The 13,225-nt window shown below is 47.0% G+C and carries 12 protein-coding genes; 9 read left to right on the forward strand and 3 right to left on the reverse strand.

Annotation, left to right across the window (positions count from 1 at the left end):
• Positions 1-270 precede the first annotated feature (270 nt).
• From L6442_RS14170 to L6442_RS14190, 5 genes are all read left to right on the forward strand, one after another.
• The gene (locus L6442_RS14170; protein ID WP_194233964.1) at positions 271-450 is read left to right on the forward strand and encodes a hypothetical protein; all 180 of its coding nucleotides are present in this window, start codon (positions 271-273) and stop codon (positions 448-450) included.
• 145 nt (positions 451-595) lie between these two features.
• Positions 596-1,033: a DUF2500 domain-containing protein gene (locus tag L6442_RS14175; protein ID WP_194233965.1), complete on the forward strand. Its 438-nt coding sequence runs from the start codon at positions 596-598 to the stop codon at positions 1,031-1,033.
• Positions 1,034-1,179: 146 nt separating this feature from the next.
• The gene (locus L6442_RS14180) at positions 1,180-1,926 is read left to right on the forward strand and encodes an SDR family NAD(P)-dependent oxidoreductase (RefSeq protein ID WP_212981052.1); all 747 of its coding nucleotides are present in this window, start codon (positions 1,180-1,182) and stop codon (positions 1,924-1,926) included.
• Positions 1,927-2,159: 233 nt separating this feature from the next.
• On the forward strand, positions 2,160-3,914 hold the full coding sequence (locus L6442_RS14185; RefSeq protein WP_212981053.1) for a hypothetical protein: 1,755 nt from the start codon (positions 2,160-2,162) through the stop codon (positions 3,912-3,914).
• Between the two features lie 440 nt (positions 3,915-4,354).
• A complete protein-coding gene (locus tag L6442_RS14190) occupies positions 4,355-5,455 on the forward strand; it encodes a hypothetical protein (RefSeq protein ID WP_212981054.1) in 1,101 nt (366 codons plus the stop codon).
• Between the two features lie 116 nt (positions 5,456-5,571).
• Here L6442_RS14190 and L6442_RS14195 read toward each other — a convergent pair whose 3' ends face one another.
• The 3 genes from L6442_RS14195 to L6442_RS14205 all read right to left on the reverse strand — a co-directional run bounded on the left by L6442_RS14195 (position 5,572) and on the right by L6442_RS14205 (position 8,993).
• Complete coding sequence (locus L6442_RS14195) at positions 5,572-6,951, reverse strand: ABC transporter substrate-binding protein (RefSeq protein WP_212981055.1); 1,380 nt, start codon at positions 6,949-6,951, stop codon at positions 5,572-5,574.
• Between the two features lie 270 nt (positions 6,952-7,221).
• On the reverse strand, positions 7,222-8,046 hold the full coding sequence (locus L6442_RS14200) for a carbohydrate ABC transporter permease (protein ID WP_212981056.1): 825 nt from the start codon (positions 8,044-8,046) through the stop codon (positions 7,222-7,224).
• The gene (locus L6442_RS14205) at positions 8,043-8,993 is read right to left on the reverse strand and encodes a carbohydrate ABC transporter permease (RefSeq protein WP_212981057.1); all 951 of its coding nucleotides are present in this window, start codon (positions 8,991-8,993) and stop codon (positions 8,043-8,045) included. Before L6442_RS14205 ends, L6442_RS14200 begins: the two co-directional genes overlap by 4 nt.
• Before the next feature lie 243 nt (positions 8,994-9,236).
• Here L6442_RS14205 and L6442_RS14210 point away from each other — a divergent pair, with 243 nt between their 5' ends.
• The 4 genes from L6442_RS14210 (at position 9,237) to L6442_RS14225 (ending at position 13,110) form a co-directional block, all read left to right on the forward strand.
• Positions 9,237-9,659 carry a cell wall hydrolase gene (locus tag L6442_RS14210; RefSeq protein ID WP_237100314.1) on the forward strand — a complete coding sequence of 141 codons (423 nt, stop codon included), beginning with the start codon at positions 9,237-9,239 and terminating at the stop codon, positions 9,657-9,659.
• A 139-nt stretch (positions 9,660-9,798) separates the two neighbouring features.
• Positions 9,799-10,239, forward strand: coding sequence for a spore coat protein GerQ (gene gerQ / locus L6442_RS14215; RefSeq protein ID WP_194233972.1), 441 nt, complete (start codon positions 9,799-9,801; stop codon positions 10,237-10,239).
• 363 nt (positions 10,240-10,602) lie between these two features.
• Positions 10,603-11,919 (forward strand): hemolysin family protein, encoded by a 1,317-nt coding sequence (locus L6442_RS14220; RefSeq protein WP_212981058.1) that lies wholly within the window; start codon positions 10,603-10,605, stop codon positions 11,917-11,919.
• A gap of 276 nt (positions 11,920-12,195) precedes the next feature.
• A complete protein-coding gene (locus L6442_RS14225) occupies positions 12,196-13,110 on the forward strand; it encodes an ArsR/SmtB family transcription factor (RefSeq protein ID WP_237100315.1) in 915 nt (304 codons plus the stop codon).
• Positions 13,111-13,225 lie beyond the last annotated feature (115 nt).

A 13,225-nucleotide genomic window follows, 5' to 3' on the forward strand; every position in this document is an offset into this window, starting at 1 on the left:
AGATCGTGATTTAAACGAAACAAGGAGGGATGAACCTCTATTGAGACGAATAGCGTGTCATAGTTTCGTTAGCAAATTTATAAGCTCATTTTTGCCCAAATAACGATTGAGGGTTTCGTTAAAGCCATTAAACAGGTAACTTTTTTTCCGCGGACTCATAGAAAATTAAAATTTTTATTAGAATGTGAAAATAATCACAATATAATCATTAAAATTATGGTACATTAAAAATGTAAAGAGGACTTGAAAAAATAAACAGGAGTGAGAACCATGACCCAATTCAATCAGGATAAAACGACCGAATATCTTCTTCAATTCTGTTACAACTGTGAGCATGCCTGCAACTGCGATACAGAAGAAAAATGCAGGGAATGTTGGGCTGAGCAAGGATTATTGGAAGAACAGCAGCAAGATGAAACCCGTTATTTCCTTGATCTGGTCCATGCTTAAATCCGAATATTGCTCACCCTGAAACCTCCATGAGCTGAAAAGCGAAGTGGAGGTTTTTTTGTCATAATCCCCTGCATATACTGGTTATGAACAGGCCCGCTGCAAGTCTGCATCGTCCAGCCTAAAGTCGAAAAGGAGGGGGAGCATGCCAGGAGAATCGTCATTTTGGATGTTTGACTTCTTTGGTACAGTCATGCCGATCTTTTTTATTGTCGTCATCGGTATCATCGTCGTGTCAGCCGGCAGAGGGTTGCTGCAGTGGGGACGAAATAATAAACAGCCTGTTCTTACGGTTGATTCCCGGATCGTCAGTAAACGTACTGAAATAAAACAGCATCATCATCATGAACCGAATGACCATATGTCGAGCCATACGAATACGACCTACTATATTACGTTCGAAGTGGAAAGTGGAGACCGCATGGAATTTCCTGTGAATGGCAAACAATTTGGTTTGTGCGCCGAAGGGGATTTTGGACGGCTTACGTTCCAGGGAACACGGTTCAAGGGATTCGAACGGAATATACGCTTTGCAAGAGAAGCCCAGTCCGGGACCGATTATCGGGACTACGAGAGATTTTAAGTCCCGAATCATATTTTAAATTGTGGACCGCATCTTAAGGATGGGGTCTTTTCTGTTTGGTTGAAAAATGTTTCTTGCTACATATATCCGTAGAAATTAAATTAGAAATAATAGAAGTGAAAGAAGTAATACAAGGAGGAACGGGTATGTCATTTCAAAATCTGGTTGTGGTCGTCACGGGAGCTGCGCAAGGGATCGGCTTCGGTGTGACCAAAGTTTTTGCGGCTAAGGGAGCTTTGCTTGTGATGGGAGACCTGAATGCGGATCGAGGAACTGCGGCGGCGGCAGCGATTCGAAAAGAAGGGGGACAAGCGGTTTTTGTTCCTTGTGATGTACGCCAGGAGGAAGATATCAAACACCTGATGAAAGCGGCGGAAGATGAATATGGGAAAATCGACGTGCTAATCAATAATGCGGGAGTTTCCCGCTGGAAGTCTCCTTATGAACTGACTGTCGATGAGTGGGACGATATTTTGAATACCAATGCAAGAAGCTGCTTTTTAGCTGCCAGAGAAGCTGCAAAATATATGAAAAAACATGGCGGGGGAGCTGTCGTCAATATGGCGTCCACACGCGCCCTCATGTCCGAACCCGATACCGAAGCATATGCAGCATCCAAAGGGGCGATCGTGGCTCTGACCCATGCGATGGCCGTCTCCCTCGGACCGGATGGCATCCGGGTGAATTGCGTCAGTCCCGGTTGGATCGAAACCCAGGATTATGGTTCGCTGAAGCAGGCGGATCATAAGCAGCATCCGGTAGGCAGAGTAGGCAAACCGGAGGACATCGCCAAGGCCTGCCTTTATTTGGCAGATCCGGACAATTCCTTCGTAACCGGGACACATCTCGTGGTTGACGGGGGCATGACACGCAAAATGATTTACGAACCGTAACTTTACGCATGCGCATTTGGCCCTAATCCCTTCCAGATTTTCTCTGCTGCAGCGCTAAAGCGGAAATGCTCCCAATTCTTATAGTTCCTATTATGCAGATTGCTTTCCCGGCAAATTCAATGGACTTTTTCTCTAAGGATATGGGCTCATCATTTTTTCGGGGATCAATGCTATAATAACTCCGTTTACTACAAGAGGATGACACGGTCCTTGCATAGAAATGGAGGGGAATTATGTTCATTAAAAATTCTCGATGGTTTGCGGGTTTGCTTTTCCTGGCTGCGCTGCTGCTTCTTACCGGATTTCAATTTCCGAATCAGCAAGTCAAGGCAACTTGGGTGTGGCAAACCGGACTGATCGAGGATGGTGGAGAACGACTGTTAGGTTTTGCCCGGAATGAAGGCATCAATGTGATCTATTTGCAAATCAATCGGGATTTACCCCGGGAAATCTATGAAAAGTTTATAAAGCGCGCTCATGAGGAGAAGGTTGCCGTGCATGCGCTTGGCGGTGATCCAGGATGGGCATTAACAAAGCACAGGGACAGCATGGTGGGACTGGCTGATTGGACTCTGAACTATAATGCCGGCGTACCTTCGGAAAGCCGGTTCGACGGCATTCATCTCGATATAGAGCCTTATGTGCTTCCCCAGTGGGAAACGGATCAAGAATCCGTTCTTGAGTCCTGGGAGGGGAATCTGAACGCTTTTCTCAGCCAAACATCCGGTTCGAATCTGGAGCTCGGTATCGACGTTCCTTTCTGGTTCGATCATGTCAACCTGCCGGATGGAGGCGGAATCAATGAGTGGTTGATGGGCAAATTCGATCATGTAACCGTGCTTGCATACCGCAATGAGGTGGACTCCGATCAGGGAATTATCAACCTCTCGAAGGAGGAACTGGATCTTGCCGACCGTTTAGGCAAACAAGTTTTGATTGCGGTGAATACAAAGGAAATGCCTGGCGAAACCTACACGACCTTCTACGGGCGCAGCAAAGAGCAAATGAACCAGTCTTTAAGTGAGCTGTCTGGCCGTTTGGCCGAGCATTCCTCTTTCATGGGATTGGCGGTTCACGACTTCCTTAACTGGGAGAACATGCCTGGAGGCGGTGGCGGCGAGCATCCGAAACCTGATCCGGATCCTGGCGAAGGGACGGATGTGCCTGATGCAGACCCCGTAAACCGCGACAAAACGATAAGAGGCACATATATTTGGGAGGCGAATCAAATCCTGCAGAACAGCGAGGAAATACTTGAATTCGCCAAGGAGAAAAAGCTCAATTGGCTGTATGTTCGCTTGGATTTGCAGCAGCCATTCAGTGCATACCGCTCCTTCGTCAAGCAGGCGTCGGCAGCGGGAATCGAAGTACATGCGATGGGAGGGCACCCGATCTGGGCCCTTCAAGAGAATCGGAACAAAATGATGAAGCTGGTCAACTATGTCAAAGACTACAACCGTGCAGTTCAAGGGGATGAGCGTTTTCATGGCATCCATCTGGATATTGAACCTTATGTGCTGTCGGATTGGAGAACCGATCCAAATCGGGTGATATCAGAGTGGACCAGCAACATGGATGCATTCGTCACGGAGCTGAAAAAGGACTCGCATCTGCAGGCCAGCATGGATTTGGCGGTCTGGCTGGATAAATACAAGGTACCCGGTCAAGACATATCATTGAGCAAATGGATGATTGACCGTATGGACCACGTGTCTTTGATGGCCTTCCGGAATACCGCTGCCGGATCCAACGGCATTGTCAATGTCTCGAAGGAAGAGCTCGCTTTTGCGGATGAATTGGGCAAGCCGATTCTCATCTCGGTAGAGATGAAGGAAAGCCACGAAGGAGCTCATATTTCCTTCTATGAAAAAGGAGCGGAATATATGGAAGGTGAACTGGTCAAGCTGCCTGAAATGCTGCAGAACTTTTCATCGTATACCGGCAATGTCGTCCATGCCTATGATTATTGGAAAAACGCCAAACCCTAACCTTTTAGTGAAGTTGCATCAAGTCCCTGCCTACTCGTGCATGACCCCGGCAGGGACTTTAATGAATTTAGTCTAATCTATATAAATTGAACTAAAGAAAATGGAATAGGCAAGAGGGCTCAATCCCCTAAAGAAGATCACTTTAGAATATTGAACCTAGGGGAAATGATTCTGAAGAAGCGCCAGCGTTCGCCTAAAAGTTTTCCGTAGGAAAGCTAGCATCGTAAGCATACGCTTTGTGAGCGGATTTCGACCATGTATGAGTTGTAATCATAGAAATCCGTGAACAACAGCGATTCAAGAAGAACATTTCACCCGGCTGCCTCCATCCATTTATAGTAAATGGTTCAACTTATATAGATGGGCATTCACACAGTTTCAGCAGTTTGCATAACATAGGGTGTTCATATTTAAGTCAGGAACAGGAGCGTGGAATTGAAATGGCGGGAATGGAAAAGCATTATTTTGGACGCGGCAATACGGCAGCGGGTTTGTATACATTATATGATTCCATTTTAGGCGGACTGGATACCGTATTCGTTATTAACGGACAGACAGGACCGGGTACGTCTCGGATCCTTGGTGAGTTGGCGGATGCCTGGAAAAACACGGACTGGACCAAACACTATATCCATGAACCTTTGGATCATGAACGGCTTGAGGGCATTATTTTGGAGGAAGCACGCATTGGGATTATCGATGGGAATGCTTGGAGCCCTGATCCGGTTTTGGAAGGAACGGAAATCCGCATTATTGATGCAGCCCAGACTCTGCGCAAGGAACTTCAAGAGGAGGCGGAAGCATTAGCGGCGGCACGGGAACCGGAAATCGCAGCCCTATATGCCAAAGCCTATGATTCTTTCTCAAATACGCTCCGGATTCACGACGATTGGGAAAAGATTTATATCGATCATTTGGACCGTGAAAAAGCGAACTCGATTGCAGCAGATTTTGCTTTGAACTACCTGCGCCCGATCAGTGCCAAAAAAGCCGATATTACCCGCCGTTTTTTGGGTGCGGCGACATGGCGCGGAGCCGTTGATTATGTTCCGAATTTGACGGAATCTGTGCGCACGCGTATTTTCGTGAAAGGACGTCCAGGGTCAGGCAAATCCACCATGTTCAAAAAGATTGCCAAGGAAGCCGAGATTCGGGGGATTAATACGGAAATTTATCATTGCGGCTTTGATCCCGCCAGCCTGGATATGCTTGTTTTTCCCGAACTCAGCCTTGCCATCTTCGACAGCACCGCACCGCATGAGCATTTTCCAAGCCGTGAAGGCGACAGCATCCTCGATATGTATGAACTGGCGATTGAGAAAGGTACAGATGAGGCATACGCCGAGCAGATTCCCGTGGTTAGCAGCCGTTATAAGTATTCAATGAAAAACTCGATATCGATTTTGGCGGAAGTGAAAAAATTCCGGGATGAAGTATGGGATGCGTATGGTGCCGCGATCGATTCTAAGTCTTTACGTAGAGTTGCGGATCAGATCATCCATCAAGTGGAAATATTAACGAATACCTCCGCAACTTTATAAGTAAACTCGACATATAATAAATTATGTAAACTAAAATGAGGATTAAAGCGCTATTGATCAGTAAGAACAGCAAAGCACCTCTCCCGCAATCGTGGGAAGAGGTGCTTTGCGCTTCATTATTTGCTTACTGTTTTGTTATATTCTTCAATTTTGCTTGTGATTGCTTTAGCTGCATCATCCAGCGCCTGCTTGGATGTTTTTTTGTTGTTCAAGACTTCTTCGATTGCGGTTTCGGTAAGCTGTCTCGCTTCAGGGAATACGCCCATCACGGCTCCTTGCGTGGCAAGGCTTGGCGTCGTTTGGTGAAGCTGGTCCACCGCGGTTTGGAATTGCGGATATTTGCTCATATTGTCCTTGACCATTTGTTCGTCATATGCCTTTTGGGTAATCGGGAAATAACCCGTGTTGATGTGCCACTCGGCTTGGGATTTGGGTTCGGCCAGGAATTTGATGAATTCCCAGGCAGCTTTCTGCTCGGCCTCAGGCCGGTTGTTCAGAATCCAGTTGCTCGCGCCGCCGACGATAACACCGCCTTTGACGGTGGCATCGGCTTTGGGGAGAAATCCGGTTCCGACTTCGAATTTGCCTTCGGCGGATTGGACTATGTTGCGCAGTGAAGCTGTGGAATCCAGTGTCATGGCGATTTGTCCAGCGGCAAAGGCTTTTGACGTATCGTCGGTCTTGCGTCCGAGATTGAGCATCGATTTATCATCGATCATTTTCTTCCACCAGTCGAGCGTTTTCACTCCGGCATCGCTTGCAAGTAGGGAAGAGGTGGCCGGCTTCGTCCGTCCGTTGCCGTTATCGACGAGTTCGGCGCCTTGATTGGCAAAGAGCTGCTCCATAAACCAGCCGTAGATGGCGAGGGACCCGCCAGCTTGTCCGGATTTGGTAAGTTTTTTAGCTGCTTCAGCGACCTCTTCATATGTTGCCGGCGGTTTTTCAGGATCAAGTCCGGCTGCTTTGAAGGCGTCCTTGTTATAATAAAGAATCGGATTTGATGTATTGAAAGGCATGGAGTAAAGTTTGCCATCGAAGGTGTAGTAGTTCAGAATGTTAGGCTCCAGGCTGGATGTATCATAATGGTCTGCGTCAATAAATTGCTGCATCGGAGTAATCGCTTTGCTGTCGATCATGAAGCGGCTGCCGATTTCGTATACCTGGATCAGGGAGGGACCGCTGTCGGCACCCAAAGATGCTTTAAGTTTGTTCAGACTTTCGTCGTAAGTACCCTGATATTCAGCCTGAACGACGATATCCTTATGTTCCGCATTAAATTCATCGACCAGCTGTTGCGCGGCTTTTCCCACATTACCGCTCATGGAGTGCCACCATACAACTTTGACGGGCTCCTCTTGTTTCTTAGGGGCTTCGGCGGCTGTGGCCGTCGTTGTTTCCTCCTTCGCCTCCGATCCGCTTGAGCCGCAGCCTGAAGCGACCAGCATCATACAGGACAGCAGGAGCATAGCCAATGATTTTTTTCTGAATGCTCTCATTTTCTTTTCTCTCCCTTTTGAGGCGCAATATTAAAATTAGTTCTTGGACATTGTGCTAGGTAACCGCTGCGGTTACGGATCGTTCTTCCGATCGCTGTCGCTTCTTCAGATCGATTCCGTCCCCTCCGCTACTTTCGCTTTTATCAAGCACTAATTATGATGTCGAGCCCCTTTTGATTTTTTATAATTTATAGCGAAATTACAAGCGACCGCAAAAGGCGGTACATGTAATGACGACACAAAGATAAATAGAATAAATGATTCATTGCGTTAACCTTTCAAAGCCCCGGCTGTAATTCCTCGTACCAACGGCTTCAGGCCAATGACCAGCAGGATCAAAGAAGGAAGCAGCATCATAATGATCCCGGCCATGACCACATTCCAGGCAGTGACTTCCTCAAACTGGAGCATCCCGATCCCGATTTGAACGGTCCGCATACTTTCCTTGTTAGTAATCAGCAGCGGCCACAGATAATTGCTCCAGTTCGTTAAAAACGAATAGACGGCGAGCGTGGCAAGCGAAGGCATGGAGAGCGGAAGTACCAGCTGCGCGAAGATACGGAGATGACCACAGCCGTCAACTTTGGCGGCCTCGAACAATTCTTTGGGAAGCTGCAGAAAATATTGCCGCAGCAAAAACGTCCCGAAGGCCGAAGCAAGAAAAGGCGCGATCAATCCTTGATAAGAATCAAGCCAATGCCAGCTCCGTACCGTCAGGTAATTCGGAATCATGGTGACTTCCCACGGAATCATCATCGTGGACAAAAACAAAGAGAAAATGAGCGCTTTGCCTGGAAAACGGAGAAAAGCAAAGGCATAAGCCGCCATGCTGCCCGTGATCAGCTGACCTAACATAATTGCTCCAGCCACGATGAAGCTGTTCGTTATAAACCGGATCACGGGGACCGTTTGTACCACCTGATGGAAGTTGTCCCAATGAAGTCCGGAAGGTAAGAGCCGCGGCGGATATGAAGCCGATTCGGCGCTGCTCATAAAGGCGGAGGATAACGTAAACAGCAGCGGGAATGAGATAAGCAATGCTGAAACGCTTAGCACGACATAAAGGATGGTTTGGTTCATGGCCCGTATGCTCATTGGTAGTGCACCTTCTTTTCGCCAACTTTAAACTGAAAAATGGTCAGTGCCGTGATCAGGACAAACAGGATCAATGCCTGCGCACTGCCTATTCCGAATCTATAATTAATGAAAGCGTCCTGATAGATGTTATACACGAGCACATCGGTGCTGTTCATCGGACCGCCTTTGGTCAAAATATGAATTTGCGCGAAAGACTGAAACGAGCTGATAATCGAAACAACGCTGATGAAAAAGAGGGACGGTGAAATGAGCGGCAGCGTGATCCGGATAAATGTGCGGAACGAACCGGACCCGTCGATTTTCGCACTTTCGTAGAGGTCTTCAGGAACGCTCTGCATGCCGCTAAGCATAACGATGTAGTTAAAGCCGAGATTGAGCCAGATCGTCATCAGGGAGATAGAGATCAGGGCCCACTTGGGATCTGTCAGCCAGGCGATGGGTGAAATTCCGGCCAGACCGAGCGCGTAATTGAGGATACTTAAAGTCGGGTGATACAAAACCATCCAGATGATGGAACCTGTTCCTACAGAAACAGCCATGGGCAGGGAGAAAAAGAATTGAAACAGCTTGGTAAAACGGAGCTTCTGAATAGAGAGCGCGGCCAGCAAGAGAGCGACGGCGACTCCAGGCGGAACCGTAAGCAAGATGAATTTGAAGGTGATCCACAGGCTGTTGTAAAAAATTTCGGAAGTCAGCACATTTTTAAAATTGTCCAATCCGGCGAAGGAGGCGACCCGTCCCTGCGGATCGGTTAAGTACATACTGAGGTAAATGGATTTGAGCAGCGGATAAAACAGGAAAATCCCAAACAGGATCAGGGAAGGCGCCAAAAAGAGATAAGCTAATGATCGTTCTTTCCAGCGGCTTGTTCGAAGCGATGCAGCGCTGCGGCTGACCGCGCTTTTCCGCGGGAGCGGGGCGGTAAATGTGATATCTTTCTCCATAACGTTCAACAACCTCGCTTTTACTGATTTCAATCGATTCGTCATCAGTATAAGTTACCGGTGTTATGGGGACATCAATGGACTGTAAATATTTAGGGTTCTATCCGACAAAATGTTACTACCATGTAAATGCTCAAGTAAATGCTGTCGCATTAAAGTACAAGTTGGCAACATTTGTTGTCACTCATCTGGGCGAATGCACATACACTTATAAAGAAAACAATCAGGTAGGGAGGTAGGAAGTTGGCTGTTATCAAAACGAACACGGGGCAAACCCGATTGCTCGCTCGTTTGATGAGGGCTGAAGCCGAAGGCGAAGGCAATCTTGGCATGCTGATGGTGGGGAATGTCGGCGTAAACCGGGTTTTGGGAGATTGCCTGGATTTCAAGAATATCCGGAGCATCCAGCAAATGGTTTACCAGAGTCCTGGAGGTTTTGAAGCCCCGCAAAAATCATATTTCTATCAGAGAGCCAGGGATTCGGATGTCAGGCTTGCCCAGCGAGCCATTAACGGCGAACGGTATTGGCCCGCTTCGAATGCACTATGGTTTTTCCGTCCTACTGGCGAATGCCCGGCAACCTGGTTTAATCAGACGAATACGGGACGGTATAAGAACCATTGTTTTTTCAGTCCATCAGGCGAAGATTGTCCGAGTGTCTATTAAATTATCCGGTTCGCCTACGCTTCACATGTGAAGCGTAAGAAACCGCGGCTGCTTGAAACGGGAGTTTTCGAAAAGAAGCAGCAGCGGCAATATGCAGGTTGGTAATAAAATGTACTTAGTTGAAGGAGGATTTTAAAGAATGATGCAACCTTTTACTTTTCGTCCGACCCCTTATAACGTCGGGGGCGGATATCCCGGAGTGTCCGGAAGCAGTACCGGCATGCCCGGCGTCATGCCGATGACTACGGTACCGCCAACCACCGGCAGTACGATCACGCCTACGGGAACGGTTATCCAGGCTCCGCAGCAGCCGATGTTCGAACAATCCTACATTGAAAATATTCTTCGCTTGAACCTGGGCAAAACCGGAACTTTCTACATGACTTATGAGAACAATACCCAATGGAATGCAAAAATATTCAGGGGCGTGGTTGAAGCTGCTGGACGGGATCATATCATTATCTCGGACCCATCGACCGGCCAACGGATTATTCTGCTGACGCTTAATCTGGATTACATCACGTTTAATGAACCGCTTAACTACCAATATCCAATCGGCGCTCCAGGTCAACCCCGATAAAATTACCCTACAAAGTGGAGAAGGATTTCCACCCCAGCAAGTGTTTCATTTCAGTGCAAAAAGCCGAAAAAGGCCGCCTTTGTCGTATAAATGACAGAGGACGGCTCTTTTTGACTGCTAACCGGAGGTTTGCTCTATAAAACATCGGGCTGCGGTGTGATACGGATATACCCTAATGTTTGACTGTGTAGTGTATAATTATATAATTAAAGATATATTCCAAAATAATACACAGAATCGGGGTGGATCCATTGGGAAGTTGATGGTGAACACATTTTTCATGCATGGTGTTGCATACAACTTTAAAATACGAAGGAGGTGTACCTATTTGCCGATCAAGACGTACGGTGAATAGGAAAAGGATTGGCTGACCCCTTACCGAGTTTGTTCAATTTGATCTGGGTAGTGGTATTGGTATTATTGAATGGTTTTTTTGTCTCCGCCGAATTTGCGATGGTGAAAATAAGGAGCAGCCGCGTGGAGACGTTGGTGGACGAAGGCCGCAAAGGTTCTTTATTTGCCCGCAGCATCGTCAATAATCTGGATGCCTATTTATCTGCCTGTCAGCTTGGCATTACACTCGCTTCATTGGGACTTGGATGGCTGGGAGAACCGGTCGTGGCAAGACTTGTAAGACCTGTGATTCACGCTTTGGGCTTTGGAGAAGCCACTGTTCATGGAATCGCCGTCGTGATTGCGTTCCTGATCATTACGATTTTGCATATCGTGCTTGGAGAACTGGCGCCGAAATCCATGGCGATCCGCAATAGCGAATCCGTCGTGCTGCTGTCAGCCGCTCCAATGGTTTATTTTTATAAGTTGATGTATCCTTTGATCTGGGTATTAAACGGGCTTGCCAATGCTTTATTGCGTTTGTTTAAAATCGCACCGGCTTCAGAATCCGATTCCGCCCATACGGAGGAGGAGATACGGGTATTGATGAAGGAAAGCAACAAGAACGGCCTGATTGACAACACGGAGCTAGCGCTCGTCGACAATATTTTTGATTTTACGGAGACGACCGGCCGGGAAATCATGATTCCCCGTACGGAGATGATATGCCTGAATACGCAGTTATCCCGTGAGGAAAATATTGAAATTGCCTATGAAGGCATGAGAACCCGATACCCGGTTTGCGATGGCGATAAGGATCATATTATCGGATTTATCCATATCAAGGATTTATTGCGTTCTACTGTGGTTGAATACAATTCTTTAATTCGTCCGATCCTGACCGTACCTGAGTCCATTCAGATCAGCGCTTTACTGAAACTGATGCAGCGGAACAAGACCCAGATTGCCATTCTGATCGATGAGTATGGAGGCACATCCGGACTTGTTACCCTGGAAGACATTATGGAAGAAATCGTCGGAGAAATCCAGGATGAATTTGATGAAGAACGTCCTGGCATTGAAATGATTCATGAAAGTGAATATTCGATTGACGGATTGATGCTCATTGACGAAATCAACGAACGGTTTGGACTCGAGCTGGATACGACGGACTACGATACCGTAGGCGGTTGGTTATATTCCCGCATCGAGGCAATTCCCCCTCAGAAGGGGCAATCGGCTGAAGTCGATGGTCATGTTTTCATAGTGGAAGAAACGGATCATAAGCGCATATCAAGGATTAAGCTGATTAAACCTCAAATGATGGTAGAGGAAGCGGGCGCTTAAAGTGTAAATAAATGTGGAGCACGGTGCTATGTGGGCATCGTGCTTTTTAGTGTGTTGATGAACCGGTGCGAATTCTGGTATGATGGCATCTGTTGGCGTGAGACATGAAGAGCATTGGATGAACGATGAAGCGCATTGATTCATATCTAAGTATTTTGTTGGGGGTTCTGGATTGCTTTAACGTGTTCACGCTATAATGAAGTCAATTATTCGCAATAGATCGAAGAAGAGAGGTCGAGAAGGTTTACGTCAAAATTGGAGGGAGGAAAAAACAACTTGGATTATCGTTTGGATGTCAAGTTTGAGCCCGTTCATGAATTCATGAACAGCCTGCATTCCTACATATGTCGCAAATCGCATAAAAAAATAGATCTGGCCCCTTGTTGGGCCCAAGAAACCAAAGAAAAGCTTACGCCTGACTTTGCACGGACGCTTGATGGCATGGTGGTTAACGGAGATTGGGGTTTTGCATATCTGCTGGCTTTCCTGGCGCCTGAAGGCATAGGTATCGATAGGTTTCTTACGTGGTTTGAAGAGCTCGGCAGCCGCGAATTGACCGAACTGTTTGCAGCGAATGGCAACGAATTTCCGCAGGAGGACATCGGGGTTTTTCAGGAGAACATGTTATCGATGTTCCGGCAATGGCATGATCAATATTTTAAATATGTGGACAGGAGCATTTTGTCTGCCTTGGAACGGGAAAAACAGGATCGGCTGCAGCGTTTGGCAGAAATTCAAGGAGAAGAATTCGTCGACGAGACGACGAACGGCATGTTATTTAAACCGCTTCCGGAATTCCGGGAGCTGCTCCTGATCCCGCAGTATCATTTTCAACCGCTGAACATGGTTGCGAAGTACGGTAATAAGATCGTCTGTCATTATAATGCGCGCATATATCTAGGCGATAACGATATTATTCCTACTCATGATCTTCGGCTGCTCCGCAGTCTTGGCGAGAAAAACAGGCTGAAAATTTTGAGGTTCCTGAATAAAGGGCCGCGAACGTTTACGGAAATCGTCAGCCATTTAAAGCTATCCAAAGGAATCACTCATGACCATATTTCCAAGCTCCGGAGCGCTGGTGTGTTATATGCGCATTTCGAAGGGGAGAACCTGACGGAATACAGCTTGAGAAAACGCGCATTGAATGAGCTGCAGGAGCGTTTATTCCATTACATTGAAGCGGAATGAAAAAAACACAATCCAGTATTAAGCGAAAAAATCTCTGTATCTGTCCGAAGACAGGTACAGGGATTTTTTTTGTTTTTTGAAGATATTCATTTCGGGGAAACGCAGACTGATATCC

The sequence above is a fragment of the Paenibacillus azoreducens genome (assembly GCF_021654775.1).
Classification (GTDB): Bacteria; Bacillota; Bacilli; order Paenibacillales; family Paenibacillaceae; genus Paenibacillus_AQ; species Paenibacillus_AQ azoreducens.

What these genes read in the sequence shown, in the direction of transcription:
- L6442_RS14170 (WP_194233964.1), top strand. Translation starts at nt 271, where the DNA reads ATGACCCAATTCAATCAGGATAAAACGACCGAATATCTTCTTCAATTC.
- L6442_RS14175 (WP_194233965.1), top strand. Translation starts at nt 596, where the DNA reads ATGCCAGGAGAATCGTCATTTTGGATGTTTGACTTCTTTGGTACAGTC.
- L6442_RS14180 (WP_212981052.1), top strand. Translation starts at nt 1,180, where the DNA reads ATGTCATTTCAAAATCTGGTTGTGGTCGTCACGGGAGCTGCGCAAGGG.
- L6442_RS14185 (WP_212981053.1), top strand. Translation starts at nt 2,160, where the DNA reads ATGTTCATTAAAAATTCTCGATGGTTTGCGGGTTTGCTTTTCCTGGCT.
- L6442_RS14190 (WP_212981054.1), top strand. Translation starts at nt 4,355, where the DNA reads ATGGCGGGAATGGAAAAGCATTATTTTGGACGCGGCAATACGGCAGCG.
- L6442_RS14195 (WP_212981055.1), bottom strand. Translation starts at nt 6,951, where the DNA reads ATGAGAGCATTCAGAAAAAAATCATTGGCTATGCTCCTGCTGTCCTGT.
- L6442_RS14200 (WP_212981056.1), bottom strand. Translation starts at nt 8,046, where the DNA reads ATGAGCATACGGGCCATGAACCAAACCATCCTTTATGTCGTGCTAAGC.
- L6442_RS14205 (WP_212981057.1), bottom strand. Translation starts at nt 8,993, where the DNA reads ATGGAGAAAGATATCACATTTACCGCCCCGCTCCCGCGGAAAAGCGCG.
- gerQ (WP_194233972.1), top strand. Translation starts at nt 9,799, where the DNA reads ATGATGCAACCTTTTACTTTTCGTCCGACCCCTTATAACGTCGGGGGC.